Annotated in this window: 27 protein-coding genes; 13 read left to right on the top strand and 14 right to left on the bottom strand. The window is 37.5% G+C overall.

Translation table 11 applies throughout. The features are described from left to right. Positions 1-15: 15 nt before the first annotated feature. Together BMW64_RS20490 and BMW64_RS13150 are read right to left on the bottom strand one after the other, a co-directional pair. Positions 16-228, bottom strand: coding sequence for a hypothetical protein (locus BMW64_RS20490; protein ID WP_143052701.1), 213 nt, complete (start codon positions 226-228; stop codon positions 16-18). Positions 229-277: 49 nt separating this feature from the next. Then, entirely contained in the window at positions 278-1,123 is an 846-nt protein-coding gene (locus tag BMW64_RS13150; protein WP_090000409.1) for an alpha/beta hydrolase family protein, read from the bottom strand. Between the two features lie 88 nt (positions 1,124-1,211). On the opposite strand from BMW64_RS13150, the gene BMW64_RS13145 reads away from it, so the two are divergent. The 3 genes from BMW64_RS13145 (at position 1,212) to BMW64_RS13135 (ending at position 3,451) form a co-directional block, all read left to right on the top strand. Next, complete coding sequence (locus tag BMW64_RS13145; RefSeq protein WP_090000408.1) at positions 1,212-1,985, top strand: HipA family kinase; 774 nt, start codon at positions 1,212-1,214, stop codon at positions 1,983-1,985. After that, positions 1,972-2,355 carry a DUF3037 domain-containing protein gene (locus tag BMW64_RS13140; RefSeq protein WP_090000407.1) on the top strand — a complete coding sequence of 128 codons (384 nt, stop codon included), beginning with the start codon at positions 1,972-1,974 and terminating at the stop codon, positions 2,353-2,355. The genes BMW64_RS13145 and BMW64_RS13140 overlap by 14 nt, the downstream gene beginning before the upstream one ends. Before the next feature lie 73 nt (positions 2,356-2,428). After that, entirely contained in the window at positions 2,429-3,451 is a 1,023-nt protein-coding gene (locus tag BMW64_RS13135) for an alpha/beta hydrolase (protein WP_090000406.1), read from the top strand. 68 nt (positions 3,452-3,519) lie between these two features. Here the strand turns inward: BMW64_RS13135 and BMW64_RS13130 are convergent, their stop codons facing one another. The 3 genes from BMW64_RS13130 to BMW64_RS13120 all read right to left on the bottom strand — a co-directional run bounded on the left by BMW64_RS13130 (position 3,520) and on the right by BMW64_RS13120 (position 9,595). After that, the gene (locus BMW64_RS13130; RefSeq protein ID WP_090000405.1) at positions 3,520-4,329 is read right to left on the bottom strand and encodes an alpha/beta hydrolase; all 810 of its coding nucleotides are present in this window, start codon (positions 4,327-4,329) and stop codon (positions 3,520-3,522) included. Positions 4,330-4,431: 102 nt separating this feature from the next. Next, a complete protein-coding gene (locus BMW64_RS13125) occupies positions 4,432-7,152 on the bottom strand; it encodes a TonB-dependent receptor plug domain-containing protein (RefSeq protein ID WP_090000404.1) in 2,721 nt (906 codons plus the stop codon). 109 nt (positions 7,153-7,261) lie between these two features. Further along, complete coding sequence (locus BMW64_RS13120; RefSeq protein ID WP_090000403.1) at positions 7,262-9,595, bottom strand: ATP-dependent helicase; 2,334 nt, start codon at positions 9,593-9,595, stop codon at positions 7,262-7,264. 39 nt (positions 9,596-9,634) lie between these two features. Here BMW64_RS13120 and BMW64_RS20710 point away from each other — a divergent pair, with 39 nt between their 5' ends. Then, positions 9,635-9,874 (top strand): hypothetical protein, encoded by a 240-nt coding sequence (locus BMW64_RS20710; protein ID WP_177175291.1) that lies wholly within the window; start codon positions 9,635-9,637, stop codon positions 9,872-9,874. 2 nt (positions 9,875-9,876) lie between these two features. Here the strand turns inward: BMW64_RS20710 and BMW64_RS13115 are convergent, their stop codons facing one another. Both BMW64_RS13115 and BMW64_RS13110 read right to left on the bottom strand, forming a co-directional pair. Beyond that, positions 9,877-10,245: a response regulator transcription factor gene (locus tag BMW64_RS13115; RefSeq protein ID WP_090000402.1), complete on the bottom strand. Its 369-nt coding sequence runs from the start codon at positions 10,243-10,245 to the stop codon at positions 9,877-9,879. Positions 10,246-10,255: 10 nt separating this feature from the next. After that, positions 10,256-12,112 (bottom strand): PAS domain-containing protein, encoded by a 1,857-nt coding sequence (locus BMW64_RS13110; RefSeq protein WP_090000401.1) that lies wholly within the window; start codon positions 12,110-12,112, stop codon positions 10,256-10,258. Between the two features lie 177 nt (positions 12,113-12,289). Here BMW64_RS13110 and BMW64_RS13105 point away from each other — a divergent pair, with 177 nt between their 5' ends. The 3 genes from BMW64_RS13105 to secG all read left to right on the top strand — a co-directional run bounded on the left by BMW64_RS13105 (position 12,290) and on the right by secG (position 16,192). Continuing rightward, entirely contained in the window at positions 12,290-13,603 is a 1,314-nt protein-coding gene (locus BMW64_RS13105; protein WP_090000400.1) for a M16 family metallopeptidase, read from the top strand. 50 nt (positions 13,604-13,653) lie between these two features. After that, on the top strand, positions 13,654-15,699 hold the full coding sequence (locus BMW64_RS13100) for a M16 family metallopeptidase (protein ID WP_090000399.1): 2,046 nt from the start codon (positions 13,654-13,656) through the stop codon (positions 15,697-15,699). 133 nt (positions 15,700-15,832) lie between these two features. Beyond that, complete coding sequence (gene secG, locus BMW64_RS13095; protein ID WP_090000446.1) at positions 15,833-16,192, top strand: preprotein translocase subunit SecG; 360 nt, start codon at positions 15,833-15,835, stop codon at positions 16,190-16,192. A 90-nt stretch (positions 16,193-16,282) separates the two neighbouring features. On the opposite strand, the gene BMW64_RS13090 is transcribed toward secG, so the two are convergent. The 5 genes from BMW64_RS13090 to recR are packed head-to-tail and all read right to left on the bottom strand — an operon-like array spanning position 16,283 to position 21,052. Beyond that, entirely contained in the window at positions 16,283-17,314 is a 1,032-nt protein-coding gene (locus BMW64_RS13090; protein ID WP_090000398.1) for a WaaS/CpsH family glycosyltransferase, read from the bottom strand. Beyond that, positions 17,311-18,441 (bottom strand): NAD-dependent epimerase/dehydratase family protein, encoded by a 1,131-nt coding sequence (locus BMW64_RS13085; protein WP_090000397.1) that lies wholly within the window; start codon positions 18,439-18,441, stop codon positions 17,311-17,313. The genes BMW64_RS13090 and BMW64_RS13085 overlap by 4 nt, the downstream gene beginning before the upstream one ends. Before the next feature lie 15 nt (positions 18,442-18,456). Then, a complete protein-coding gene (locus BMW64_RS13080; protein ID WP_090000396.1) occupies positions 18,457-19,269 on the bottom strand; it encodes a glycosyltransferase family 2 protein in 813 nt (270 codons plus the stop codon). Continuing rightward, positions 19,266-20,420 (bottom strand): hypothetical protein, encoded by a 1,155-nt coding sequence (locus BMW64_RS13075; protein ID WP_090000395.1) that lies wholly within the window; start codon positions 20,418-20,420, stop codon positions 19,266-19,268. The genes BMW64_RS13080 and BMW64_RS13075 overlap by 4 nt, the downstream gene beginning before the upstream one ends. A 20-nt stretch (positions 20,421-20,440) precedes the next feature. Further along, positions 20,441-21,052 (bottom strand): recombination mediator RecR, encoded by a 612-nt coding sequence (gene recR, locus BMW64_RS13070; RefSeq protein ID WP_090000394.1) that lies wholly within the window; start codon positions 21,050-21,052, stop codon positions 20,441-20,443. A 381-nt stretch (positions 21,053-21,433) separates the two neighbouring features. Here recR and BMW64_RS13065 point away from each other — a divergent pair, with 381 nt between their 5' ends. From BMW64_RS13065 to BMW64_RS13040, 6 genes are all read left to right on the top strand, one after another. Next, entirely contained in the window at positions 21,434-22,039 is a 606-nt protein-coding gene (locus BMW64_RS13065; RefSeq protein WP_090000393.1) for an LURP-one-related/scramblase family protein, read from the top strand. 22 nt (positions 22,040-22,061) lie between these two features. Next, positions 22,062-22,556 carry a hypothetical protein gene (locus BMW64_RS13060; protein WP_090000392.1) on the top strand — a complete coding sequence of 165 codons (495 nt, stop codon included), beginning with the start codon at positions 22,062-22,064 and terminating at the stop codon, positions 22,554-22,556. Between the two features lie 85 nt (positions 22,557-22,641). Next, complete coding sequence (locus tag BMW64_RS13055; RefSeq protein ID WP_090000391.1) at positions 22,642-24,087, top strand: aminoacyl-histidine dipeptidase; 1,446 nt, start codon at positions 22,642-22,644, stop codon at positions 24,085-24,087. 116 nt (positions 24,088-24,203) lie between these two features. Further along, complete coding sequence (locus BMW64_RS13050; protein ID WP_090000390.1) at positions 24,204-24,437, top strand: hypothetical protein; 234 nt, start codon at positions 24,204-24,206, stop codon at positions 24,435-24,437. Next, entirely contained in the window at positions 24,421-24,720 is a 300-nt protein-coding gene (locus BMW64_RS13045; protein WP_090000389.1) for a type II toxin-antitoxin system RelE/ParE family toxin, read from the top strand. The genes BMW64_RS13050 and BMW64_RS13045 overlap by 17 nt, the downstream gene beginning before the upstream one ends. 13 nt (positions 24,721-24,733) lie before the next feature. Further along, positions 24,734-25,315 carry an LOG family protein gene (locus BMW64_RS13040; protein ID WP_177175290.1) on the top strand — a complete coding sequence of 194 codons (582 nt, stop codon included), beginning with the start codon at positions 24,734-24,736 and terminating at the stop codon, positions 25,313-25,315. A gap of 85 nt (positions 25,316-25,400) precedes the next feature. On the opposite strand, the gene BMW64_RS13035 is transcribed toward BMW64_RS13040, so the two are convergent. Together BMW64_RS13035 and BMW64_RS13030 are read right to left on the bottom strand one after the other, a co-directional pair. After that, positions 25,401-25,730 carry a 2Fe-2S iron-sulfur cluster-binding family protein gene (locus tag BMW64_RS13035; RefSeq protein ID WP_072886009.1) on the bottom strand — a complete coding sequence of 110 codons (330 nt, stop codon included), beginning with the start codon at positions 25,728-25,730 and terminating at the stop codon, positions 25,401-25,403. A 73-nt stretch (positions 25,731-25,803) separates the two neighbouring features. Continuing rightward, positions 25,804-26,859 carry an NAD(P)/FAD-dependent oxidoreductase gene (locus BMW64_RS13030; protein WP_090000387.1) on the bottom strand — a complete coding sequence of 352 codons (1,056 nt, stop codon included), beginning with the start codon at positions 26,857-26,859 and terminating at the stop codon, positions 25,804-25,806. Positions 26,860-26,903 lie beyond the last annotated feature (44 nt).

Raw genomic sequence — 26,903 nt, 5'->3', positions numbered from 1 at the left:
TATAATATCAAAGTTTTAATAACAACATTGCCAACGGCCATTAGCATCTTGGCTTTCTGTACCAAAATTAGGTGACGTACATGGAGGTACAATGCATCTGCCTGATCCGTCACTCAGATAATTTCTGTGACAACCAGTTGCACATACTAAAATCAAATCTCCTCCAAGAATTTGTTTTTGAGATTCTCTGCTTAATTTCTGAGCATTTTTTAAATTTGAATTTTTCATAATAATTGATTTTTAGTGGTTTATATTAATCACTAAGTTATGAAAAATATTACAGAAACATCTTTTCTTTAATAAAATCAATACATTTTTCTGTAACCTCTTTAAGATAAATTGGTAATTCGTTGCCTTCCCAAGGTTCTTTTGCGCCAAAAGTATGGTCCGCATTTTCTATTAAATAAAGCTCGGAATTCGGATGCAAAAGATGAAGATGCTCTGCATTTTTCACACTTACGCTTTCATCATGCGTACCATGAATAATGAGAAAATGAGCTTTAGCCATTTCCGTCGCTCTTTCGACATCAAAACGATGAATGTCCTTTTCATAATCTTCATAAAACTGATAGTAGTGGGGCATCTCCTGTTTCGTTCGTCCATTAATAACATAATAGACCCCTTCTCTTTTCCATTGCTCAAAAGCTTCATTTTTAGGAAAACGATCAAGAGAATCAACACTCGCCAGTGTTATCAGGCCATTAATCCTCTCATCTTCGTACGTTTTAATGATAGAAATTCCACCTCCTCTACTGTGTCCGATTACAATGATTTTATGATCATCAACTTTCTCGTGCTGACTAAAATGGTCAATCACTACACCAAGATCAGAAAGCTCTTTTGAATAATTATTGTTTCCAAACGCTTCCAAATCAGCAAAACTATTAGGCTCTGCTATCGTTGTTCCATTGTGTGAAAAATTAAATTTAACAAAGAAGAATCCGGCTTTCGCAATTTTCTCTGCCATAAGATTCCATGCTCCCCAGTCCTTATATCCTTTATAACCGTGAACGAAAATAACAAGCGGCAGTTTTTCTACTTCTTCAGGATAAAAAGCATCGGCAAGAAAATTTTTGGTTTCTGGGTTTGGGATGATAATATTTTGTTTTCTGATGATATTCATATTTACTTTTATTTAAAATCAAATCGATTTTTACTTAAAAATATCAAAAATAGAAATAAACACAAAGTAAAAATCTTATTTTTGCTCTATGTTGGATTTAAGAACGGTAACCGTAATGCGTTACATACTGCCACTTCGTGAGGGAGGTTCTCTTCCTGCGCTGGCAGAGGCTGATGATGATTTTAAATATGTTTTAAAATTCCGTGGTGCCGGTCATGGAGTTAAAATGCTGATTTCAGAACTTTTGGGTGGAAAAATCGCCGAAGCTTTAGGATTAAAAATTCCTGAGCTGGTTTTTGTAAATCTTGATGTTGATTTCGGGAGAACTGAGGCCGACGAAGAAATACAAGACCTGCTGAAATTTTCAGAAGGTTTGAATCTAGGGTTGCATTACCTTTCCGGATCAATTGCTTATGATCCGAGTGTAAAGATTGATCCGCTACTGGCATCAAAAATTGTATGGCTGGATGCGTTTATCACCAATATTGACCGTACTTTTAAAAATACCAATCTTCTCATGTGGCACAAAGAATTGTGGGTCATTGACAATGGAGCTTCCTTCTACTTCCATCATTCGTGGCAAAATTTTTACACTGCTGCAAAAACACCTTTCCAATATGTAAAAGACCATGTTCTTCTTCCACAGGCTGCAAAGTTGGATGAAGCCGATCAATTTGCAAAAGAAGTTTTGAATGAAAATATTTTCAGGGAAATCGTTAACCTGATTCCCGAAGACTGGTTGCACTGGAACGATGCTGATGAAAACCCGGAAGAAATTCGCGACATCTATTTTAATTTCCTGAAAACAAGACTGGAAAATTCTGAAATCTTTTTAAACGAAGCCAAAAATGCAAGAGGATAAAATTTACGAATACGCTGTGATACGCTTGGTACCAAAGGTGGAAAGAGAAGAGTTCTTCAACATCGGGCTGGTGATGTTTTCAAAGAAGGAAAAATTTATCAAAGTAGCTTTTTATTTGTGTCCTGATAAATTTAAGCTCATGAGGAGCAAGCTCGATTACGATGACATCATCCAGAATCTTGAAAGCTTTCAGAAAATTGCAAATGGCGATAAAGATGGTGGTCCCATTGCTCAGCTTGAAATTCCAGAACGTTTCCGTTGGCTTACTGCAGTCAGAAGCTCTGTGGTACAGACTTCCAGACCTCATCCGGGAAAATCGAAAGATCTGGAGAAAACTTTTAATAAGCTCTTTGAAGAGCTTATTCTTTAACCAATATACAATGATCTGGGTTTGGTAAAGTTTTTGAGGGGTTTGAAAATGAAACTCAGCAAAAATTTATTTTATGAAATTTTCTACGAACAATAAATTAATGGACAGGTTTATGATAAACCTGTTTTTTGTTTTCTTTTTAAGCATTTATCATTCTGGATATTCACAGGAATTACCGGAGATGAAACTTCCCGCCAGTACACTGCTTCCAGAAAAAACTGCTTTCTCTGAAAACATCATCTACAAAACAAATTCAGCTGGCAGTCCGGTAAGGCTGGATGTTTATAAACCTAAAAATTCCGTTGACGGAAAACTGCCGGTTGTAATTTATGTACATGGCGGAGCATGGGCTAAAGGTGATAAAACAGTAGGAGCCAATAATTATATTGAAAGTTTCATATTAAAATTAGTTGAAAAAAACTTCGCCGTCATCAGTATTGACTATACATTGGTCAGCGATAAAATTCATTTTCCCTTACCGATTGAAGATACCAAAGATGCCGTACGATGGATACGTAAAAATGCAGAAAAATATAATTTTGATCCCAATAATATTGGATATTTCGGTGTTTCATCGGGTGCCCACCTTTCACTACTTGCTGCCTATACGGGCGATAGCGAATATAAAGGAAGTCAGGAGCTTGCAGCATATTCGGCTAAAGTAAACTATGTGGTAGATAATTTTGGACCGACAGATCTTAATAAACTTCTGCATACCAGACTAGGAAAAGTTCCGGTAGCAGTTGTAGGATTATTTTTTAAGCCTATTGTCGAAATCAGAGAAAAGCTGGTTTTCGGAATTTCAGGCTACAGCATCAAAACAGAGAAAAGAAAAGCGATTAATTATCTTGAAACAGTTTCTCCCATCAATGATGTGGAAAATGGTGTTCCTACTTTTATTCTGCATGGAAATAAGGATAAAGTTGCGCCTTTAAAACATTCAAAAAAACTGGCAAGAAAACTCAAAAAAGAAAATGTAGAAGCAACATTAGTCGTTGTAAAAGACGGCACACATGGCTTCGGCACGACAGATAAGGCTTATCTAGATCAGCTGACTGATGAAATGGTAAATTTCATTATCTCAAAAAAGAAATAATCTATAATTATAAAAGCCGATTCTATAATATAGAATCGGCTTTTATGGTAAATAATTTTTATTAAAATTTATTTTTTTACTCTTTTAATTTCATTGAGCAGCAAAGGAAATGCGGGTTGTGCCATTCCCACATGATCAAATCCCTGAAGTTCATATAAAGTTGTTTCTTTATGACCTTTCAGCTTCATCATTCGGGCCATATAGGCATTTTCTTCGTATCGTCCCAAAAGCTCTTTTTCGCGATCACCGGTAATTAATAACAATGGCGGAGCGTCTGCTCTTATAAAATGAAGAGGTGCCATATCATCGATTCTTGCATCCAGCTCATCAATTCCTTTTTCCTTTCTTGCTGTAAAATGAGAGATCATCTGCCCGCTGAAAGGTACAATACCAGCCAATTGATTGGCATCGATTCCGTATTTTTTAAGGTACATTTTATTCAAACCAACCATAATGGCAAGATAACCTCCCGCAGAATGGCCTGAAATAAAAATCTTATTTTCATCTCCGCCGTATTTTTTAATATTGTTAAAAGCCCAGGCTGTCGCTGCTGCTGCATCTTCAATATATTTCGGGGCGTTTACTTTTGGTGAAAGTCTGTAATTAACGCCAATCACTGCAACACCTTTATTTTTTAGAGCTTCGGGAATTTCTTTTTGTCCACCCGTCAGGCCGCCGCCATGAAACCAGATCACCGTCGGAAAATTCTTACCATTTTTTGGAACATACATATCCAAAACACATCTTTCGTTGATATAAGCATCTGAAGCATTTGTCTTGTTGTCATAATAGTGAATATTTTGGATCGTATTATATTCCTGAGAAAATAATGGTAGTGAAAATACGGTGATAATTAAAAATACGAGAATCTTTTTCATTATAAACTTTTTATGGTTTAAAGATACAAATTGCCAGTCAGTAAAATAAAAAATGAATCCGGAATATCCGGATTCATTATATTGTCAGTATAAAAACAATGCTTAAAAATTGAAATTAAGTCTGGTAAACACAAACCTTCCGTTCTGCCCAAACTGAGAGGTGGAGCGAGAATAAACAAACTGATCATTGTTACTGGATGCAGGAAGATTCTTTGTCGGATAAATATCGAACAGATTATTCACCCCTGCCGTAAGTCCTATATTCTTTGTAAACTGATATGCTAAAGACACATCGGTAATAATTTTAGCTGTAATTTCCTGATGTTCATTTGTTGAAATAACACCGTCTCCATTGGCATCAATGATATCAGGACTTGTTACTTTACCAAAATAGGTATTTCGAAGATAGAAAATTGCTTTCCCCCAGCTAAGCTGATTAGATAAACTTGCTTTTACTCTTGGTACGGCTTCTTCCAGGTAAATTCTCGAAGCTTCAGAAAAATAGATATTCTCTAAACTAGGAGACTGCAATGATCCTGAAGAATGGATATCTCCTACTTTTTTGGTTCTGTTGAGATTAATGGCAAAATTATTATCCAGTTTAGCACCGGAAAATTTTATATTGTGGCTTATGACCACATCCAGTCCTTTAGTTTCGGTATCTATTGCATTGGTAAAAAACTGCGCTGCATTTACATCTGCAGCATCGAAAGCAGCCTGAGCTTGTGGAGAAACGGCAGCTCTTGTGAACTGTCCCGTAAGAAGAATCCTGTTATCGATTCTTGTGAAATATCCGTCTGCCGTAAAACTTAGATTTGCAGCAGGAATTCTATAGGTAAATCCTACACTTGCAGATTTTGAGGTTTCCTGTTTTAGACTTGGTATTCCCAATAAATTGGCGATTCTGGAATCGTTGCTAAAGGTTCCCACTTCCAGGAGCTGTCCGTTGGTAAATAAAGTGGAAGTTACATTATAATAGATCTGATGGATGGAAGGCGCCCTGAATCCGGTAGAACCCGCAAATCTGAAATTAAGGTCTTTGTTTAGTTTAATTCTGGAAGCCAGTTTGTAATTAAATGTAGACCCGAAATCTGAATAATTTTCATACCTCACGGCCGCATCAGCTAAAAGCCAGTCTGTAAAGTTTAACTCAAAATCTGCATATCCTGCAATAGCCTGTCTGTTTTTATTAACAGCATTCTCCGGCTTAAATCCACTGAATACCTGTGAACCTCCAGGAAGAGCAGCACCGAAAAAATCGGTTGGGCGAACCGAATTTCCGTTCCATAGATTTCCGGAAACATCATAGGTAGAATAAGAAGCTTCCTCTCCTGCCGTTATTTTAAAGTTTTCATAACGGTGTTCTGCTCCAAAGGCAATGTTGATACCGCTCCAAACATTATATTTTTTTGAAAAATCCAGGTTGATGGTATTTTGGGAAAACCTTAATCCTCCTGCATCAAATTCATTTGGAGAATTAAATCTTAAAGAAGTATTTCCTGTATTTTTAATGTCGTAATTAAAAGAATTCTGTCCGAATGTATTGCTGAAATCAATATTCCAGCCTTTCCAGTCTCCTTTGATTCCTGCAGAAAGAGAGAGGTCCTGAATATCGGTTCCTATCTGTGGCAAATATCCGCTTGGATATAATCCTGTAAAGGTTCTGCTTTGGTTAGGCCTTCTGTAGAAACCTCCGGAGGTACCGTGTCTGAAGCTGTATCCTCCAAAAGTATATAGCTTCCAGTTGTCATTCAGCGGAACTTCGATATTTGCGAAAAGCTGGTGGTTATTCAGTTTCGAATGTCCGACCTGCATATTAAAATCTTTTCTCGTAAGCCCACGGTACGCAAGTTCCTGATCAGTTACATTGTCACCCAAAATTCCCTGCAAAGCAGATATTGTATTTGCCGACTGGATCTGATCCTGAAAAGTCTGGGAAAAATAGTTTACCTCTTGCGCATATTGATGGATATAATTAATAATCTGCTGTGAGTTTGGTGTAGTATTAATATTGCTGAACAATGAGGAAAGATTGACTCCATTATTTAAAGCACGCTGTTCAATTGCATTGTAAGCATTGAAAATATTTCCGCTCTCAGTGCCCGCTCTGAAAGTAGGATTTCTAAACTGTGACGTCCAGGTTATATTGTAAAATCCTCCTCTTTTTCCGATTTTGTTTCCATAATTTAGATCAACCTGAATATTCTGTCCGTCAAAATCTCCAGTGTGATCATTTGCGGCAGATGTAAGATTTCCGCCATAGCTTAATTGCCCGGTAAGTTTCCCGGTGTCTCTTTTGAGGCCTAAATTAATGACCCCGGCAATGGCATCAGAACCATATTGTGCGGAAGCTCCATCTCTTAATACCTCAATTCTGTTGATCGCAAAAGACGGAATCGCATTTAAGTCTGTTCCTACAGTTCCTCTTCCCGGTGATCCGTTTACATTTACCAGTGCAGATGTATGCCTCCTTTTTCCGTTTACCAAAACCAGTACCTGATCCGGACCAAGCCCTCTCAGCTGCGCAGGATCCAGATGATCGGTCCCGTCTGCATTAGTTTGTATGGTTGAGGTAAATGATGGTGCAATGGCATTGAGGATTTGTGCTACATTGGTCTGTGGTAAGATCACCGAAGATTCTTTAATATTGAAAACATCCACCGGAACCGGGCTGTCTGCTTTTGATCTTGCTCCGCTTCTGGATCCTAAGATGACAACTTCCTCTAAATTATTGGTTTTTACAGTATCTTTTTCCTGTGCGAATGCAAATGTTCCCAGAAAAAACAATACTGAAGTCGAAAAAATAGCTTTTTTGTTTTTCATACATTTCTCTTTTTTAATATTTGAAGGAGCAAATGTAAATCATATTTATTAGTCCACAAAATTTATAGACTAATTAAATACGGAAAATTAAAGACGCTATATATGTTTTTTAAATCTTAGTTAATTTAGCATATTTAAGAATGAGATTCTTCTCCCCTTCATGCTGGAAAACCACTTTCGCTTTGATATTCTGTGGATCGGTACCATCCAGAAAAGTCACTTCACCGACACCGAAACGGTCGTGTCTCACTTTATCACCGACTTCAATATCCTGGGAAGAAGCGCCGCTTGGATTAATAATTTTTGCCGTACTTACCGGTTTTAGCTTTCTCGGTTCGGCAATAGGTTTAGAATCTGAACCTCTTTCAATGGTTTTCTTTTCAACCTTTTTAAAGCTTCTCATTTCAGACGGATGTTCGTCGAAAATATTTGACTTTAATCCTGCATTATTAATAAAACGCTTTTCGATTGCCGGGTTTACAAATTCGATATATTGATCATCGATTTCACTTAAGAATCTTGATGGCTCTGCATCGGTAATTTTCCCCCACTGAAATCGTGAAATCGCATAGGAGAAAAATGCCTGCTTCTCAGCTCTGGTCAGTGCTACATAGAATAATCGTCTTTCTTCTTCAAGATCTTCTCTTGTGGCAGAACTCATAAAACTTGGGAAAAGATTTTCTTCAAGTCCAACAAGATGTACAACCGGAAATTCAAGTCCTTTTGAAAGGTGAATGGTCATCAACGAAACCATATCTTCTTCATTATTCTTGTCCTGTGTATCAGCCGAAAGCGCAATATTTTCCAGGAAGTTCGGTAAACTCGGATCTCCGTCTTCCAGCTGCATTTGTTCTTCGATGAATCCCTGCATCGAGTTCATTAATTCCTGAACATTCTCTACACGGGAAATCCCCTCCGGAGTCTGATCGTCTTTTAAAAATTTAATCAACCCGCTTCTTTTTGCTACTTCCATGGCGACATTATAAGCAGTTTCCGTTTTCAGCAATACCTGGAATGCCTTGATCATCGACCAGAAGTCGTTCAGCTTGTTTAAAACTCCATTGTTAAAGCCTAAATGAGGCGAATACATCGGAAGATTGTCTAATACTTTTGATACAGAAACATTCTGAGCGTCGGCAAATACCACCAGTTTGTTCTGAGTCGTCTCACCGATTCCCCTTGCAGGATAATTGATAATCCGCATCAGAGCCTCCGAATCATTTTCATTCACCAAAAGTCTCAGATAGGCGATCAAATCCTTTACTTCTTTCCTTTGATAGAAAGATAAACCTCCGTAAACTTTATACGGAATATTTTTTCTTCTTAATGCGTCTTCAAAGGCACGTGTCTGCGAGTTAGTTCGGTAAAGAATCGCGAAATCACTGTATTTTCTCTGTTCACGGTTTCTGGTTTCCCAAATATTTCCGGCGACAAAGTTGGCTTCATCTGCATCAGAAAGAGAACGGTAGACTTTAATCTTGTCCCCTTCTTCATTTTCACTGAAAACATTTTTCTTAAACTGCTGAAGGTTTTTTGCGATCACCACATTGGCCGCATTCACGATATTCTGTGTAGAACGGTAGTTTTGTTCCAACGAAACCGTTACTGCATCAGGATAATCTTTTTTGAAATTTAAGATATTATAAATATTTGCGCCACGGAAAGAGTAAATCGATTGTGCATCGTCTCCCACCACACATATATTTTCAAATTTTGAAGCTAAAGCTTTTACAATAAGGTACTGCGAATGGTTGGTATCTTGGTACTCATCCACCAGAATATATCTGAATCGATCCTGATATTTAGCCAGCACTTCAGGAAATCTAGTTAATAATTCATTGGTTTTCAAAAGCAAATCATCGAAATCCATAGATCCGTTTTTGAAACATTGTTCAACATATCGCTGGTAGATCTGCCCGATGAATTTCATATTGGCTTTTTCGTCGGCCTCCATAAGTTCCGGATTGGCATAATATGCCTTTACGGTAATGAGATTATTTTTATAGGTGGAAATTCTTGCCTGAACTTTTTTGGGCTTATAAAGGTCGGCATCGATATTCATATCTTTCAGCACCTTTTTAATAACGTTTAGAGCATCCTGCTGATCGTAAATCGTAAAATTGGAAGGATACCCCAGATAATGGGCCTCGCTTCTGAGAATCCTTGCAAAAACCGAGTGAAAAGTTCCCATCCAAAGGCTTTTTGCATTGCTTTGCCCCACTACTTTAGCGATACGTTCCTTCATTTCTTTTGCCGCCTTGTTGGTAAAGGTTAAAGCTAAAATATTAAAAGGATCCACACCGTTTGTAATGAGGTGCGCGATACGCATGGTAAGTACACGTGTCTTCCCGGAACCCGCTCCTGCAAGAACCATTAATGGCCCCTGTAATGTGGTAACGGCTTCAAATTGTGATTCATTCAGTCCTTTCAAATAATCCTCCATGCTGCAAAAATTTTTGGGAACACAAAATTAGTGTATTATATGGAGAATTCAAACTTTGGTTTTGCGTTGTTTGTTATAAAACAGTTTGTAGCTTTCCAGAAAGCTTCTCGCACCCTTGCAAGGAGTTTTCTGGTAGCACAGAAAAGCCGTCGCACCTCTGCAACAAACTTTCTGGTGTTCCGGAAAGTTGGTTGCACCCTAGTAAATAAGTTTCCGGAAAATATCTTACTATATATTCTTAAAATAAAACAACCGGCAGAAAACTACCGGTTTATGTAAGATTATTTCAAATAATGCCTGATTCGGTCTACCATATGCCCCAGATCAAAGGGTTTGGCAATAAACTCATTTGCTCCGGCATCGAGTGCTGATTGCTCCAGTCCGCGACTCGCCGACATGATCAGTACAGGAATATCCTGAAAGTTTTCGTGCGCTTTGATGAGTTTGCAGAAATCTCTGCCGTCTTCACCGGAAAGCCACATATCCATTAATATAACATCAGGTTTCATATTGGGGTCTAGTGCACTATACATTTCTGAACCTTTATAAAATTTGGCAACTTCAAATCCCTCAAAATCCAACATCATTTCAATAGAATCAACAATCGCGGGACTGTCATCCACTACCATAATTTTTGCAGCATTAGACATGGTAAACTAATTATTTTTTATTCTTGGGGATTCTGAAGCAAAAATCAGACCCTTCTCCTTCTACAGACGTAACAAAAATTTTCCCGCCTGTTCTTTTTATGATTTCGGACGAGATATACAAACCCAGACCGAGTCCCGGAAAAGTATAGTCTCTGGATGCACTGATACGGTAATACTGATCAAAAACTTTCGATTGCTGATCTTCCGGAATTCCAATGCCAAAATCTTTTACATTGAACCGGGCGTCATTCCCATCCAGACAGGTAGAAATATGTACCTGATCTGCTTCCGGTGAATATTTGATCGCATTGCTGATAAGATTTGCCATGACCTGTGAAATCCTGTGACGGTCTGCAAACACTTCTCCTACTTTATTAATTCTGCTTACAAAAAGTTTGTGCCTCGCTGTCATCTGCTGCTCTTCAACCACTTCATCTACCAGCTTATCAAAATCAAAGTACGATTCATTCAGCTGAATCTGGCCTTTCTGTATTTTGGTAACATCCAGCAGCTCGCTGATAAGACCTGTAAGAAGATCAATCTGGTAATCCATTCTTCTGGCAACTTCTGCATTTTTAGGGTCACCTGCCTTCTCAAGATTTGTTTTAATGAACTGTGTATATAACTTAAGGCTGGTTAGTGGTGTTTTTAATTCATGGCTGGCAATTCCAAGGAAATTATCCTTTTGGGCTTCAAGCTGCTTGAATTCGTCGATATCGGTAAAAGTTCCTGTCCATTGTTTCACTTCTCCGTTTTCTGAAAAATTTGGCACGGCTCTTCCGAGAAACCAGCGATAATTTCCTTTGTGATGAGGATCTTCAAGCTCATATTCCATCACAAAAGGATTGTTTGTTCTGATACATTCATTCCACATGCTGTTAACGTTTTCTACAGCTTCCGGTCGCATCATCTTTTTAATAATTTTGGTTTGATTTTCACCTGCTGTTGAGCCTGTGTATCTGTACCAGCTGTCGTTCATATAGGTGATTTCTCCTTTATCATCACAAGTCCAGACAAACTGAGGCATTGAATTTGCGAGGTCACGAAATTTCTTTTCTCTTTCCTGGATTTCTTTCCGTGCGATCACAAGATCTGTAACGTCCACAGCCATATTGAGGATAGCATATACCTGACCATCAGAATTTTTAAGGGGTTTGTATGAAAAATTATAGTAGAAGGTCTGAAGCTTTCCGTCTACAACAAGATCTGCTCTATCTTCTTTTGCAGCATAAGTTTCACCGGTTTTAAAAATATTTTTAAGAATACCTATAAACGGCTGTCCCTCCAACTCAGGAAGCGCATCTTCAAGTTTCATATTGATTACTGAAGCATTTTTCCCCCATGTTTTCAGCATCTTTTCATTGGCAAATTCTATATAAAGATCTTCTGTGCGATATATTGCAATAGAGTAGTCTGATTTTTTAATAAGATCTTCAAAACGGTATTCACTGTCTTTCCATTTTCTTTCAGACAAGACCTGATCTGTGACTTCCGTAGCCACAGCACTTACTCCGATGATCTTTTTATCGTCATTGTAAACAGGGGCATAAATAAAATTAAAGAAGTGCTCTTCATATTTACCATATTTTTCAAGAAATACAGACCATTTATTTCCTTTAAAAATTTCTCCTTCTTGATAAACCTTTTTAAAAATATCTAAAAAACCCTGAGAAGTTATTTCAGGAATCACCTCAAACAGAGGTTTTCCGATAATGGAAGCATCTTTTCCCCAAAGTTCAAGCATTTGTGGATTGGCACTGTGAATGCGGTAATCGTCGCCAATAAGCAAAGAAACAGCTATAGGTGCCTGGCTAAAAAGCGTGATAAGAGAATCGTGGGAAATGTTTTGCTCTAAAAAGCTTTTCATTCTTTATTGTTTTATCATGTAAAAATAATTCATATTTCTAACAGAATAAAATTAAACAATACCACACAAACGACATTTTCAATTAAATGTATGACTTTTCATTTCAAAAAAAATTATGTTGAAGATTGTAACAATTAAAGTAAATTTGGCACTAATTGACAAAACAATTTCTACTTTATGAAAAAGCGACTTCTTTCTGTTGCTGCAGCAGCTTTCTTCGGAATGGCACTGAATGCGCAACAAATTAAATTTGAAGAGTATGACTTACCAAACGGTCTTCACGTAATCCTTCATCAGGATAATTCAGCACCGGTTGTAACGACAGGGGTAATGTACCACGTTGGTGCAAAGGATGAGGTAAAGGGCAGAACAGGTTTCGCCCACTTCTTCGAACACCTTTTATTTGAAGGAACACCGAACATTAAAAGAGGTGATTGGTTCAAGATAGTTTCTTCAAACGGAGGACAAAATAATGCTAACACTACAAACGACAGAACGTATTATTATGAAACTTTCCCTTCTAATAATGAGCAACTGGGACTTTGGATGGAAGCTGAAAGAATGCGTCATGCAGTAATCAATCAAGTTGGGGTTGATACTCAGAGAGAGGTTGTAAAAGAGGAGAAAAGATTAAGAATGGACAACCAGCCTTACGGAAATCTTTTCACTACTATTCAAAAGAATTTATTCACCAATCACCCGTACAACTGGCCTACGATCGGTTCTATGGAAGATCTGAACTCTGCAAAATTAGAAGAGTTTCAAGCTTTTTATAAAAAATATTATGTTCCGAACAACGCTACATTAGTGGTAGCAGGAGACATCAAACCCGAGCAGACTAAGAAATGGATCCAGGAATATTATGGAGGAATTCCAAAAGGAACAGTATATCCTAAAAATTTCCCGAAAGATGCTCCTATCACTCAGGAAAAAGAAGTAACGGCAACAGATCCGAACATCCAGCTTCCTGCTTATGTTTTTGCGTACAGAACTCCGGGTAATAAAGAGAAAGACGCTTATATTTTAGATATGCTTTCTTCTTACCTGAGCAACGGAAAATCTTCTGTTTTATACAAAAAATTAGTAGATCAGGAGAAAAAAGCATTGCAGGTAGCAGCTTTCAACCAAGGTCTTGAAGATTACGGAATTTTTGCATTCTTTGCTATTCCGATGGGACAGACTACAAAAGCAACTCTACAGGCTGACATCGATGCTGAGATCAAGAAACTTCAGACTACTCTGATTTCTGAAGAAGATTATCAGAAACTTCAAAACCAGTTTGAAAATCAGTTTGTAAACTCGAATTCAAGCATCCAGGGAATCGCCGCTTCATTGGCAACTAACCACGTATTGATGGGAAATACAAATCTTATCAACAAGGAAATCGACATTTACAGATCTATCACAAGACAGGATCTTCAGAATGCTGCTAAAAAGTATCTTAATTCCAACCAAAGAATAATCATCAATTACGTACCTGAAAAAAAGTAAATAGCTGATCTTAGGTTATCATATTGATTATTAAAATTAAATTTTTACAAATGAAAAAGCAATTAACATATATAGCTGCAGCGTTTTTATTCGCAGGAACGATTTCAGCACAAAAAATTGACCTTAATGCAATGCCGAAACCGGGACCTACTCCGGCTATCAACATTGCGAAGCCAAAAACTTTCCAACTGAGCAACGGCCTTACCGTAATGGTTGTAGAAAACAACAAATTGCCAAGAGTGAGTGCCAGCCTTACCATGGACAGACCTCCTTACTATGAAGGGCCTGTAGCAGGGGTAAGTGAAATTATGGCAGAACAGTTTGAAAATGGAACGACCACCATGAGCAAAGATGAATTCAACAAAAAAGTGGATTATCTTGGAGCTAATCTTGGTTTCTCTTCAAACGGTGCTTCTGCAAACACCCTTTCGAAATACTTTCCTCAGGTTTTAAATCTAATGGCCGATGCTATTATCAATCCTAAATTTTCCGCTAAAGAAATTGAAGATTCCAAGGAAAGAGCAATCGAAGGTTTAAAGTCTGAAGAAAAAAATGCATCTGCTATCGCATCAAGAGTTTCCAACGCTTTGATGTATGGTAAAAATACATCAAGAGGAGAATTTGAAACGGTGGAATCGATCAGCAAAATCCAATTAGCTGATGTTCAAAATACGTATAAAAAATACTACGCTCCGGACAATGCTTATCTGGTAATCGTAGGAGACGTAAAATTCGATAAGGTAAAACCTATGATCGAAAAAGCATTCGGAGGCTGGAAAAAAGCCAACACACCGATTACTCCTCTTGAGCCTGCTAACAATGTAGCTGCTACAGAAATTGACGTGGTAGACGTGCCTTCAGCTGTACAATCTGTCGTTTCCGTAAACAACCTGAATACTCTGAAAATGAAGGATCCGAACTACTTCCCTGCAACAATTGCCAACTACATCCTTGGAGGTGGAGGTGAAGCCAGACTTTTCATGAATCTTCGTGAGAAAAACGGATTTACCTACGGAGCTTATTCCAGCATGGTAGCAAGCAAATATTCTCCGCAGTTCTCTGCAAGTGCAAGCGTAAGAAATGAGGTAACGGATAAAGCGGTTAAAGAATTTATGAACGAGCTTAACTCCATTTCTACCGTAAAACCTGAAGAACTGGAAAATGCTAAAGCAAAACTGAAAGGATCTTTCATTATGTCTCTTGAGCAGCCTGCAACGATTGCAAGATTTGCATTAAACCAGAAAGTTCAGGATCTTCCGGATGATTTCTATACCAATTATCTTAAATCGATCGATAAAGTAACGGCTGCTGATGTTTCAAGTGCTGTAAGCTCTACCATTTATCCTACCAAGAGCAGAATTTTCATCGCCGGTAAAGCGTCTGACATTTCTGAAGGCTTGGAGAAATTAGGCTATCCTGTAAAATATTACGATAAAGATGCAAATCCGGTAGCAAAACCAACGGCTCAGAAAGTAGATGCCAGTGTAACCGTAGCTTCTATTGCAGATAAATACATCAATGCTATCGGAGGAAAAGCCAATGTTGACAAGATCTCTTCTTACACAATGACAGCTTCAATGTCAATGCAGGGGCAGAATATCGATTTTAAAATCATAAAAGCTCAGGGTGGAAAGGAATTAACTACCGTTACCGCTATGGGACAAGTGGTTCAGAAGCAGGTATTTGATGGAAAAACAGGATATTCTGAACAAATGGGGCAAAAAGTACCTATGAAAGCAGAAGAGATTGCTGAAAAACAAAAAAATACACAGCTTTTTGAAGAATTAGGTTTTGCCAAGTCACCAGAATATAAACTTGCTGGAATTGAAAAAGTAGGTGGTGAAGATTCTTATGTGATAAAAGGAGGAGATACAACCTACTATTACAGTGTAAAAACAGGATTGAAAACCGGAGAAACAGAAACAATTAAGGCTCAGGGACAGGAAATGACGGTTCCTACCATCTACTCTGATTATAAAGATGTGGCAGGTGTGAAAATGCCTTACACCATCTCTGTAAACCAGATGGGAATGGATATGACCATGAAAGTGAAATCTTACGAAGTAAATCAGGCTAAAGATGCTGATTTTAAATAAGAATTTCATGTTTAATAAAAAAAACGGCAACAAATGTTGCCGTTTTTTATTCTTATCAAATATTTGATGATGTCTTTCTTTGCCGTTCGGTAAAAAAAGATTAAATTTGCCCATTCAAAAAGATATCAAATTAATGGATTCTATATTTATACTATTGATGGTTCTTATTATGATCGCCAGTATCCTTCTGGTAATCATCGTTATGGCTCAAAATCCAAAAGGAGGAGGCCTTTCCAGTACATTTGGAGGCGCGTCTTCTGCTCAGTTTGGGGTACAGAGAACCAACGACTTCATGGAAAAAGCAACCTGGACTCTAGGAGCGACGATTATCGTTCTTATTCTGATCAGCGTTGTGATCACAGGTAAACCTTCTGCAGCACCGGTACCGGTTCCTGCATCTAAGGAGGCACCGGCTAAGCAATCTGCAACGCCTGCCAATACAACAGTGCCAGCTACTAATACACCGGTTCAGACTCCTGCGACAACAAAATAAGCAAATAATATTTTTACATAATGAAAGCAGCTCAACATTGAGTTGCTTTTTTATTTTTTCTACTTGTAAATGATGACTTGAATTTTATTGTTATTTTTTTCTGAATGAATTCCAGTACTCATCCTGTGCATCGACGAAAAGACATTCTATAAAAGAATCCAGGGACATTTTATACAAAACATCCTGATCTATTTCCTTAATATCTGTTTTAAAAAAATCAGGATTCAGCTGTATATTTTCCCGGTCGATAACTAAGACATTCTCCGGAGAATAAAAAGGATAATTAATAATATCTGAATTTGTAGTAATAAGCTTCCTTCCTGAAGCCAAAACCTCAAAGGTCCTGATCGTAAGTCCGTTCTGGAAGGGTTTATTGATATCAATAACTGATTTTGTTTTTCTATAAAAATCGATGATCTGCTGATGATTCAGTTTCTCGAAACTTACCTTAGCAAGATCAAACTGTTTCAGATTTTTATCAATAATCTTTTTTAATCTGAAAGCTATTTTACCCATTGCATAATAATAAAAATAGGATCTCAGCGTAAGCTTATCTGCAACAGCACGGATCTTCTCCCCCACGATATACCGATCTGTATGAGCACTTCCGATAAATACCATATCGTAGACCGTTGGTTCTGAGTTGTTATTCAGATTTTTATACTCATCAAGATAAAACAAAGGCCGAAAGCCAATATTATAAGCAACAGAGTCATTATATTCAAAAGTAAATTTTCTGTTAAAATATTTAAGATGCTCTACTAAGCAGGGATATTCCGCCAGAGGATCAAAATTGTAATAGATCATCTCAATTTCCGGATTAGTTTTTCTGATACTTTCCAGAAAAAAAGAAGGAGTAGCCTCACCTTTGATCAGGAAAAAATAATCATATCTTTTATTCCCGATTTCTTGTAAAATACTTTTGTAATAAGTATTTATTTTAAAATGATAAAACTTTTTATTGAGGCGCACGATACCTTTTGAAAGATTGGAATTGGAAGGCCTTTCATCATAAAAATCAACCTCAGCACCGAAATCAGAAAGTCTTTTTGCTATGGCTTTTTCATAATTAAAAAAACTTACTGATAGGAAAAGTATTTTTTTACCATTTAAATCGATCATTTTAAAAGTCCTTTTACTTTCATTTCATCCAGAGATTCTTTGAACTTCACATCCTGAATATTCTGCTGTAGTACCCAATTGGTGAATTTTGACATTCCTTCTTCAAAAGATATCCTCGGTCTGAAGTTCAGTTTTGATTTAATCTTACTGATATCCGCAAAATTATGCCTGATATCTCCCAGACGAAACTGCCCTGAGACATTGATCTCAAAATCTATATTATAAAACTTTTTCAGATTTTCTGCTACCGTAGTTACCGATGTCGAAACACCTGTTCCTACATTGAAAATTTCTCCGTTTGCAGCATCACTTTCAATACACTTCACCGTTGCTTCCACCGCATCATCGACGTGAATAAAATCCCTTGATTCATTTCCGTCCTCGAAAACATTGATATCATTTCCGTTAAGAATCTGCGAGGAAAAAATTGACAAAATACCGGTGTAAGGATTTAATAATGATTGTCCCTCACCGTAGACATTCTGAAATCTCACAGCAACCGGTGCAACGCCCATAGAAGAGCAGGCCGTCATCACCATTTGCTCCTGTGCATATTTTGTAATTCCATAGATTGACGTAGGGTGTATTTTTGATTCTTCATCGGTCGGCAAAGCACGAAGCATCTGCCCGTCGGGATAAATGATCTCGAAAATACCATTGCGCATTTCTTCTACATTTCTTGGTTTAGGATAAATAAGTCCCAATTCCGGATGAAGATATTTCCCTTCACCATACACAGCCCGAGAAGAGGCAATCACCACTTTTTTCACGCTGTGCGGCTTATTTACGAGAAGATCAAGCATCATCGCCGTTCCGGAAACATTCACTTCTGTGTACTTTTCGATTTGGTACATCGATTGTCCGGTTCCCGTTTCGGCAGCAAGATGTACGATCACTTCCTGTCCATCAATCGCTTTTTCCCAATCCTGGAAATTGACAACATCACCTTTGATAAAATTTACCTTACCTAAAATACTTTTGTACAACGGAGAGTCTTCTTCAGGGTTGTCGCCGTGAATCTGGCAAGAGAGATTGTCCATGACCGTAACTTCATATCCTTTTCTTTTCAGTTCCAAAGACAATTTACTGCCGATAAACCCGGCTCCTCCCGTGATAAGTATTTTCATTTGATTTGTGGAAAATTATTTTTTTGTTGTGTACAAATTATGATAAAAAGTTCGGAAAAGCAAAAGTAAATATTTTGCTTTGTAAAAAAGCCTAAATAAAATATATTGGGGTAAATTTATTCTTCCGGCATCATACATTTCTTTGAGACTTTTTTTAAATCCTTTTGCCATTTCAGGAAGGTTGGAAGAAAGGCCTGATACTCCGAAACTTCTTTTGCCCTGTCCCATTATAATAAGACTTTCGTTGAGAATATACATTTTATTTTGCAGTGAGACTTTCATCCAATAATTTACATCTTCTGCATACCGCTGGCTACTATCGAAGTACCCAGTGTTCTCAATTACTTTCCTTCTGAACATTACTGTGGAAGGCTGAGCCTCGTTTCTGATCAACAGCTTGGAAAAGGTAATTTCTGCAAGCCCGTTTTTTATTTTATAAGGATAAAGAATTTTGTTATTATTTCTTGCTGTTGCCAGAAAGTCGATCTGTAGATTTCTGTTTTCAAAATATTGCATTTGCCGTTCGATCTTTTCCTGAGACCATTCATCATCAGCATCAAGGAGAGCAATAAACTCTCCCTTTGCAATTTTCATCCCTGCATTTCGGGCAGCTGAAACGCCACCGTTATTCTGATGGATAAGCGTGATATTCATTTCAGGATTTACCTTTATATAATTTTCCGTAACCTCTGCACTTCTATCCGAAGAACCATCGTTCACGATGATAATTTCAAAATTTTCGAGGGGAAAAGTTTGCAACTTTACAGAGTCTAATGTTGAAACAATAGACTCTTCTGCATTATACATAGGAATAATTACTGAAATCATTGCCTCAAATGATTATTTTTAAAAAAGCCATATCCAATACTTATCAATAAAAAAGGTATGCTCATATTGAAAAAGCTAAGATCAAAAAATGAATTTATAACTGTATTCGTATATCCGTATTTGGCAATGTAAATTAGAAATGCAACAAAAACACAGACAAACAATAACATTCCTGACCAACAGATTACTTCATAAAACGATTTTACCTTAAAGGACAAAAATACAGCAATTACAATATACAAAATACTCAGAAATAAAGGTTGTTTCGCGCCTTGTATCATAAAAGGATTATGTTTTATGAAAGTATTTAAATCCGGAACGTTTTGAAAGAAAATATAAATAACCACACCTGCTGTAAGAATAAATAATAAAGCAAAACGTATTTTCTCTTTTGCATTAAAGTCGTAAAATTTCCTTAACAATGCAATAATAAGCGGAATGACTGATGAAAGACGCGTTAACATCACTAAGGCTGCCAGAAAAGAAACCAAATCCGGTTTACTTATCTTTTTTACGTTAAGCTTTCCCCAGACCAGATAAGTAAAACCTGCTATAATGATAAAATTGGAAAACAGATCGCTTTTTACATACACCTCCCATAAATAAGCAGGCGAAAATAAGAGCAACAGCAATACTGCCAATCGTTCTTTGTAGGTATTAAAAATCTTAAAAACCAAATACGAAAACAATAGAAAACAGAAAGACTGGAGATAGCCGACACTTCCAAAAAGGAGATAAAAAGGCATACCGATGATAATAAGCACCGGAAGATTAGACGACTCTCTCCCCATATGATCCGGAATATTATAAGGATATTCTCCGTTTAAGATTGCTTTGATCCCAACTTCAAGGGCAGACCAGCGGTCCACATTCAGTGAGTTTCCGTCCGTAATATAATTCAGATATATGCTGATAAAGAAAAAACAGAAAATTCCGCTAAAGAATAATGATTTGTAAACAACAGTCCTTAGGTTTATCTTAAAGTAAAGAAGCCCAAATACGGGAAATGCAACCACATAAAAAACCAGAAGCGGAATATTATAGTTTTCACCATACTTTATAATAAATAAAGAATTGATAACGATATATATAAAGAGTACGATGTAGTCTTTGACGCCCTGTATATCTTTATCTGATTTTGTGATTTCCATGCAATTACATTAATGATGAGTTAATTCCCTTCATTATAAGGCAGTCTGTTTACAATTGATCTTCCCAGAGATATTTCGTCCGCATATTCCAGTTCATCTCCTACGGAAATTCCTCTTGCGATGCTGGAAAAGCTGATATCAAAGTTTTTAAATTTCTTGTAAATATAATACGCCGTTGTATCCCCTTCCATTGTAGCACTTAGGGCAAAGATGAATTCCTTCACCCTCCCGTCATTAATCTTCTTTTCAATACTTGGGATATTGAGTTGGGCAGGACCAATACCTTCCATTGGGGAAATTTTACCACCTAAAATCAGGTATTTTCCGGTATATTTTCCGGTATTTTCGATGGCGATCACGTCACGGACATCTTCTACGATACAGATCAGTTCATCATGTCTTTTCGGATTACTGCAGATCTCGCAGACCTCAAAGTCTGAAAAATTATGACATTCTTTACAGTATTTAATATCATTCACGAGGCTGATCAGGGAATTTCCAAGGCTCACAGCTCTGGAGGCCGGCTGCTTCAATAAATGCAATGCTAATCGCAACGCCGTTTTTCTTCCTATTCCCGGCAATCCAGAAATTTCATCTACCGCTTTTGCCAAAACTTTACTTGGGTAATCCATAACACAAAAATAAACAAAAAGATGGGGATTCAGAATATTTTTAAGAAGCTCCCAAAAGTTGAGATACCGATGAATATCTTTTCCGGAAAGTTTGTCGCACGGGTGTGAGAGACTTTCCTGACTCCGGGAAAAGTTGTTACTAGGGTGCATGAAGCTTTCAGGTGACCGGGAAAGCTTGTTGCAAGGGTGCAGGAGACTTTCCCGCTATCGGGAAAACTTGTTGCGGGGGTGTAAGGAACTTTCTCTGTGTTGAAATAATTTAATTCTTAAATGTTCATAAAAACCTTACTTTTAGCTTAAATTGAAGTTAAGACACCCTGCATTTAAAACAAATAATATTATCTTTGAACCACTAAATATTAACTTGAAAATAAACTAAAAATGGTACTTAACAATTTAAATTATCCTCTGGATTTTAAATTTAAGATTACAACATTAGCCAGTGATTTCAATATCACGGACAAAAACGGTAACTATGTGGCGTACGTGCGTCAGAAAATGTTTAAGCTGAAGGAAGACGTTATTGTTTTTAACGATGAGAGCAAATCCAAAGAACTTTTCAGAATCAAAGCCAATCAGTGGATCGATTTCAACGCTTCTTATTCTTTAACCGAGATTGCTACGGGCAGAAATTTCGGAAGGATGGCCAGAAAAGGCATGCGTTCGATCTGGAAGGCCAGTTATGAGGTATTGGATGCCAATGACCAGCCCAAATTCAAAATTCAGGAAGACAGTGCCTGGGTACGATTCTTTGACCATTTAGTAACTGAAATCCCGCTCATCGGAGCATTTACAGGATATTTCCTAAATCCGTCTTACACCGTCACCGGATTAGATGGAAAAGAATATTTTAAACTAAAAAAAATGCCGTCATTCTTCGGAAGAAGATTTCAGCTTGACCGCCTGATCGATATTGATGATGAAGAGGAGAGCCTTGTAATCCTTTCGCTACTAATGATGACGCTTCTTGAAAGAGCAAGAGGATAAACCCTTTAACAAACCATAACCCATGAGATACCTAATCATTTTCTTTTCTGCTTTTCTGTTGGTCGCCTGTAAAAAGGAACAACAGACCGCTCATACTTCTACTCCGGCAGATTCTGTCAAGAATGTTCAGGATACTTTAGCAGCAACCGATAGTCCTTCAGGAAAAATTGCCGTTGATACATTTCCCTTTCCGACAGAAATCAAGGAATGTTCGTGCTATTTTGCCAAAACTAAAGCAGACTTCCTTGCTGAGAAATATATTTATGCTGACGATGCGGGTAAAACTGCTTATATGAAACTCGACGGAAAAAGAATGGCTTTAAACCTGATTTCTTCCAGTGATATGGAAGCCGATGAAGAGCTGAGCAAAGAAATAGAAAATGATAATTATAAAATTTCCGTAAAAGGTAAAAAAATAAAAGGCGAAGAAGCCCTGTTGTTTGAAGGTACTTTAACGATCGAAAAGCCCGACGGAAGTATCGTAAAAATGCCAATCTACGGCGAATGTGGCTGTTAAACGGTTACTGGCTACTGCCAAAATTACTGCTTCCGGATTATCGGAAGCATTTTTTATTTTGTAATTTTGAGAAAAATAAATTTCAATGGAACTATCTAATATAGAACCGCAGATTATCTGGAAGAATTTTTCCAGGCTGAATGCTGTTCCGAGACCATCAAAAAAGGAAGAAAAAGTCATTGCATTCATTAAAGAATTCGGTGAAAATCTAGGATTGGAAACAACGGTTGATGAAGTCGGCAATGTCATCATCAAAAAACCGGCAACACCGGGAATGGAAAACCGTAAATCGGTGGTGCTTCAGTCGCATCTTGATATGGTGTGTCAGAAGAACAACGATGTTAATTTCGATTTTGATACGGAAGGAATCAAAATGGAGGTAGATGGCGAATGGGTAAAGGCGAAAGGCACAACGCTGGGGGCAGACAATGGCCTTGGAGTGGCGACGATCATGTCAATTTTAGAAAGTACAGATATTCCGCATCCTGATCTGGAAGCACTTTTCACCATCGATGAAGAAACGGGAATGACGGGTGCATTAGGTTTAAAACCAGGACAGCTTACAGGCCAGATTCTTCTCAACCTGGATACGGAAGAGGATGATGAAATCGATATCGGTTGTGCCGGCGGGATTGATGTAACCATTTCGCAGGATTATAATACGGAAGTGGCGAAAGGACAGATCATCAGGATTGAAGTTAAAGGCCTGCAGGGTGGTCATTCGGGAATGGATATCCATAAAGGCTTCGGAAATGCCAATGTGATTTTAGGAAGAATCCTTTATAAAGGTTTGGAAAAGGAAAATATTCAGTTGATTTCTATCGATGGTGGCGGATTGAGAAATGCCATTCCAAGAGAAGGAGTTGCTGTAGTTTCTGTACGAAACGCTCAGGAATTCATTGACGAGGTAACAAACGGACTTAAAAAAGATATCCTTGAAGAGTTTGCAACAATAGAGCCTAATCTTCATATCAATATTGAAAGTTCTACCACTTCAGAGAAAGCACTTTCCGAAGAAGATTCAAGAAAAATCATTCTTACACTGAAATCTCTTCATAATGGTGTTTACAGAATGAGTCCTGATGTAAAAGATCTTGTGGAATCTTCCAATAATGTTGCAAGAGTAGAATTAAAAGAGGGGGAATTAAAAATTTTAAATCTTTCAAGATCGTCCGTAGAATCGTCAAAAGATTCTGTAGCAGAGCAATTAAAATCCGTAGCAGAATTAGCAGGAATGAAAACAGTTTTCAGTGGTTCTTACCCTGGCTGGAAACCAAAACCCGGTTCTGAGATTGTAAAGCTGATGGAAAATCTTTATACGGAAAAATTTGGTGATAAGCCTCACGTTGTTGCCTGCCATGCAGGTCTGGAATGCGGAATTATCGGAGCAAACTATCCGGAAATGGAAATGGTTAGCTTTGGACCAACGATCAGAGGAGCGCACTCTCCTGATGAAAAGGCCAATATTCCTTCTACGCAAAAGTTCTGGAGCTTTACGAAGGATATTTTAGCGAATATTCCTTTGAAATAAAATTGTAAAATCAATTAATTGAGTATCCAAAATCGTTTTGATTTTGGATATTTTTTGTTTTTGAATCTTTGCACATTGTTATATAAAATTATAAATTTGAATAAATAATACAAGTTATGAATACACAGACTCTCAATGAAAAACTTGAATTAATTCAATGGTTATCCACATTGGAGGATGCTTCTACTATTAAAAAACTGATCCAATTCAGAAAAGAGGAAACTAAAGACTGGTGGGATTCAATTTCTGAAGAAGAAAAAAAATCGATTGAAAAGGGAATATCACAAGCGGATAATGAAGAACTAAAACCTCATTCCGAAGCCAGGCAGTTATATGGAAAGTGGTTATAAAATTTTTTGGACTCCAAATGCTTTAGAGGAGCTAGAACAGACCATAGACTATCTTCAAAATAATTTTACAGATAAAGAGATCAGAAAACTTGTTCATAAAATTGAAAGTTCAATAGAAATTATTTCTCAAAATCCTTTTATATTTCCTGTATCCGAAAGCAAAGATGTTCACAAGGCAATTATTCTGCAATTTAACACTATGTATTATCGTGTAAATGATTGCAATGTTGAAATTTTATCTTTCTTTTCAAACAGACAATCCCCTCAAAAAAGAAAAATTTAATTCTAATTTAATCGTGAAAAGTATTACCGTATTCTGCGGATCGAGTTTCGGTTCGGAAGACATTTATAAAGAACAGGCAATACTGCTTGGTCAAACATTGGCAAAAAATAATATACAATTGATTTATGGCGGCGCAGATGTTGGTTTAATGGGAGCTGTAGCAGATGGAGCCTTACATGCAGGTGGAAAAGTAATTGGTGTCCTTCCCTACTTTTTACAGTCAAAAGAGATTGCCCATAAGCAACTGACTGAATTAATTCTGGTGGAAACCATGCATGAAAGAAAAACCAAAATGAATGAGCTCTGCGATGGTGTCATCGTACTTCCGGGAGGTTATGGAACACTGGAAGAATTCTTCGAAATGATCACATGGGCTCAACTCGGACTTCATCAAAAACCGATTGGCATTCTGAATATTGACGGATTTTATGATGATTTGATTAAACTGGTTCAAACAATGGTTGACAAAGGCTTTTTAAAACAGATTAACCGTGATATGTTGTTGATAAGTAATGATATTGATGATCTTCTGGAGATGATGAAAAATTATGAAGCTCCGACGGTTGGGAAATGGATTTCGAAGGATAAGACATAGATTGATTATAGATATAAATTCTTTAAATAAAAAACACCCAAAGGAAGTCTTCGGGTGTTTTGTTTTATTATAATTAAAATTTTCTCTAAGGATAAGGAGCAATTTCCACTTCAAGTCCTTCCATTTCAGGGACGATATGCAACTGGCATCCCAATCTGCTGTTATCCTGTACATGGAAAGCTTCTCCAAGCATCGCATCTTCTTCAGCACCCATTTCTTCAAGTCCGGGATCATTAACCACGTAAACCTGACAGGAAGCGCACATTGCCATTCCTCCACAAACCCCGATTGTACCTTCCTCTGCCAGCTCATATGATCTAATGATTTCCATTAAGTTCATAGACATATCCGTTGGTGCTACAACATCATGGGTTACACCTTCTCTGTCGGTGATTTTTATATTTATATCGCTCATTTGCTGATGGTTGATTATTATATGATATGAAAAGTCAGTTATTGCTTGCCTGCAATTTGAAACGTCAGCAAATTTAATCAATTTTTTTCACAACCGCTTTCTCAGCTTCTTTTCTGCTTCCGTCGAATCCGTCTACTCCACTTACTGTTGTGTATTTTAAGACATATTTTTTTCCAGGATTCAATCGGTTGTAAACGCTTTGACACATAAGCGTTGCTTCGTGGAATCCACAAAGGATAAGCTTAAGTTTTCCAGGATATGTATTGATATCTCCGATGGCGTAAATTCCTTCGATATTGGTCTGATAATCCAGCGCGTTGTTTACCACAATTGCATTTTTCTCGATATTCAGTCCCCAGTTTCCAATTTCTCCCAGTTTTGGCGTCAATCCGAATAAAGGAATAAAATAATCTGTTTCAATATCATAAGGATCTTCACCGTCTACAGCTACTGTAATGGCCTCCACCTTTCCGTCACCTTTGATAGCGGTAACTTCAGCAGGGGTAATTAGTTTAATTTTCCCTTCGTTTTTAAGATCCTGAACTTTCTCTACAGAATCCAAAGCGCCACGGAATTCATTTCTTCTGTGGATCAACGTTACCTCACTTGCGACATTAGAAAGAAAAATACTCCAGTCCAGCGCAGAATCTCCACCCCCAGCTATGATCACTTTTTTATTTCTGAAATGCTCAGGCTCTTTTACAAAATACTCAAGACCTTTTTCTTCATAATCAGCAACGTTTTCAATGGTAGGTTTTCTTGGCTCAAAAGTTCCAAGACCTCCCGCAATTGCGATGGCTTTGGCTCTGTGAACAGTTCCTTTATTGGTAATTACCTCAAACCATTCGTCATCAACTTTGGTGTATGAAACGGCGGTTTCTCCCAACGTAAAGCCAGGCTGAAACTGTTTGATCTGCTCCATAAGGTTATCGATAAGCTCTCCGGCATTTACAGACGGATAACCCGGAATATCGAAAATAGGTTTTTTAGGATAAAGCTCAGCCAATTGTCCTCCCGGTTGAGGAAGTGCATCAATAATATGACACTTCATTTTTAATAAACCTGCTTCAAATACAGCAAAAAGCCCGGTTGGCCCGGCTCCTATGATCAATATATCGGTCGTTATCATAATAATAAGATAATTTAATTATACTTGTGGCTGCAAATTTACTA

It is taken from the genome of Chryseobacterium taichungense, assembly GCF_900109935.1.
GTDB lineage: Bacteria > Bacteroidota > Bacteroidia > Flavobacteriales > Weeksellaceae > Chryseobacterium > Chryseobacterium taichungense.
This window is presented reverse-complemented; position numbering and strand designations above follow the sequence as displayed.

Bases quoted from the DNA above. Each gene is read 5' to 3' on its own strand.
- BMW64_RS13100 (WP_090000399.1), top strand. From the start codon at position 13,654: ATGAAAAAGCAATTAACATATATAGCTGCAGCGTTTTTATTCGCAGGA.
- BMW64_RS13140 (WP_090000407.1), top strand. From the start codon at position 1,972: ATGCAAGAGGATAAAATTTACGAATACGCTGTGATACGCTTGGTACCA.
- BMW64_RS20710 (WP_177175291.1), top strand. From the start codon at position 9,635: ATGGAGAATTCAAACTTTGGTTTTGCGTTGTTTGTTATAAAACAGTTT.
- BMW64_RS13105 (WP_090000400.1), top strand. From the start codon at position 12,290: ATGAAAAAGCGACTTCTTTCTGTTGCTGCAGCAGCTTTCTTCGGAATG.
- BMW64_RS13145 (WP_090000408.1), top strand. From the start codon at position 1,212: ATGTTGGATTTAAGAACGGTAACCGTAATGCGTTACATACTGCCACTT.
- BMW64_RS13085 (WP_090000397.1), bottom strand. From the start codon at position 18,441: ATGAAAATACTTATCACGGGAGGAGCCGGGTTTATCGGCAGTAAATTG.
- BMW64_RS13075 (WP_090000395.1), bottom strand. From the start codon at position 20,420: ATGGAAATCACAAAATCAGATAAAGATATACAGGGCGTCAAAGACTAC.
- BMW64_RS13055 (WP_090000391.1), top strand. From the start codon at position 22,642: ATGGAACTATCTAATATAGAACCGCAGATTATCTGGAAGAATTTTTCC.
- BMW64_RS13090 (WP_090000398.1), bottom strand. From the start codon at position 17,314: ATGATCGATTTAAATGGTAAAAAAATACTTTTCCTATCAGTAAGTTTT.
- BMW64_RS20490 (WP_143052701.1), bottom strand. From the start codon at position 228: ATGAAAAATTCAAATTTAAAAAATGCTCAGAAATTAAGCAGAGAATCT.
- BMW64_RS13130 (WP_090000405.1), bottom strand. From the start codon at position 4,329: ATGAAAAAGATTCTCGTATTTTTAATTATCACCGTATTTTCACTACCA.
- BMW64_RS13030 (WP_090000387.1), bottom strand. From the start codon at position 26,859: ATGATAACGACCGATATATTGATCATAGGAGCCGGGCCAACCGGGCTT.
- BMW64_RS13125 (WP_090000404.1), bottom strand. From the start codon at position 7,152: ATGAAAAACAAAAAAGCTATTTTTTCGACTTCAGTATTGTTTTTTCTG.
- BMW64_RS13035 (WP_072886009.1), bottom strand. From the start codon at position 25,730: ATGAGCGATATAAATATAAAAATCACCGACAGAGAAGGTGTAACCCAT.
- BMW64_RS13120 (WP_090000403.1), bottom strand. From the start codon at position 9,595: ATGGAGGATTATTTGAAAGGACTGAATGAATCACAATTTGAAGCCGTT.
- BMW64_RS13150 (WP_090000409.1), bottom strand. From the start codon at position 1,123: ATGAATATCATCAGAAAACAAAATATTATCATCCCAAACCCAGAAACC.
- BMW64_RS13065 (WP_090000393.1), top strand. From the start codon at position 21,434: ATGGTACTTAACAATTTAAATTATCCTCTGGATTTTAAATTTAAGATT.
- BMW64_RS13115 (WP_090000402.1), bottom strand. From the start codon at position 10,245: ATGTCTAATGCTGCAAAAATTATGGTAGTGGATGACAGTCCCGCGATT.
- BMW64_RS13060 (WP_090000392.1), top strand. From the start codon at position 22,062: ATGAGATACCTAATCATTTTCTTTTCTGCTTTTCTGTTGGTCGCCTGT.
- BMW64_RS13045 (WP_090000389.1), top strand. From the start codon at position 24,421: ATGGAAAGTGGTTATAAAATTTTTTGGACTCCAAATGCTTTAGAGGAG.
- BMW64_RS13080 (WP_090000396.1), bottom strand. From the start codon at position 19,269: ATGATTTCAGTAATTATTCCTATGTATAATGCAGAAGAGTCTATTGTT.
- BMW64_RS13110 (WP_090000401.1), bottom strand. From the start codon at position 12,112: ATGAAAAGCTTTTTAGAGCAAAACATTTCCCACGATTCTCTTATCACG.
- BMW64_RS13135 (WP_090000406.1), top strand. From the start codon at position 2,429: ATGAAATTTTCTACGAACAATAAATTAATGGACAGGTTTATGATAAAC.
- secG (WP_090000446.1), top strand. From the start codon at position 15,833: ATGGATTCTATATTTATACTATTGATGGTTCTTATTATGATCGCCAGT.
- BMW64_RS13050 (WP_090000390.1), top strand. From the start codon at position 24,204: ATGAATACACAGACTCTCAATGAAAAACTTGAATTAATTCAATGGTTA.
- recR (WP_090000394.1), bottom strand. From the start codon at position 21,052: ATGGATTACCCAAGTAAAGTTTTGGCAAAAGCGGTAGATGAAATTTCT.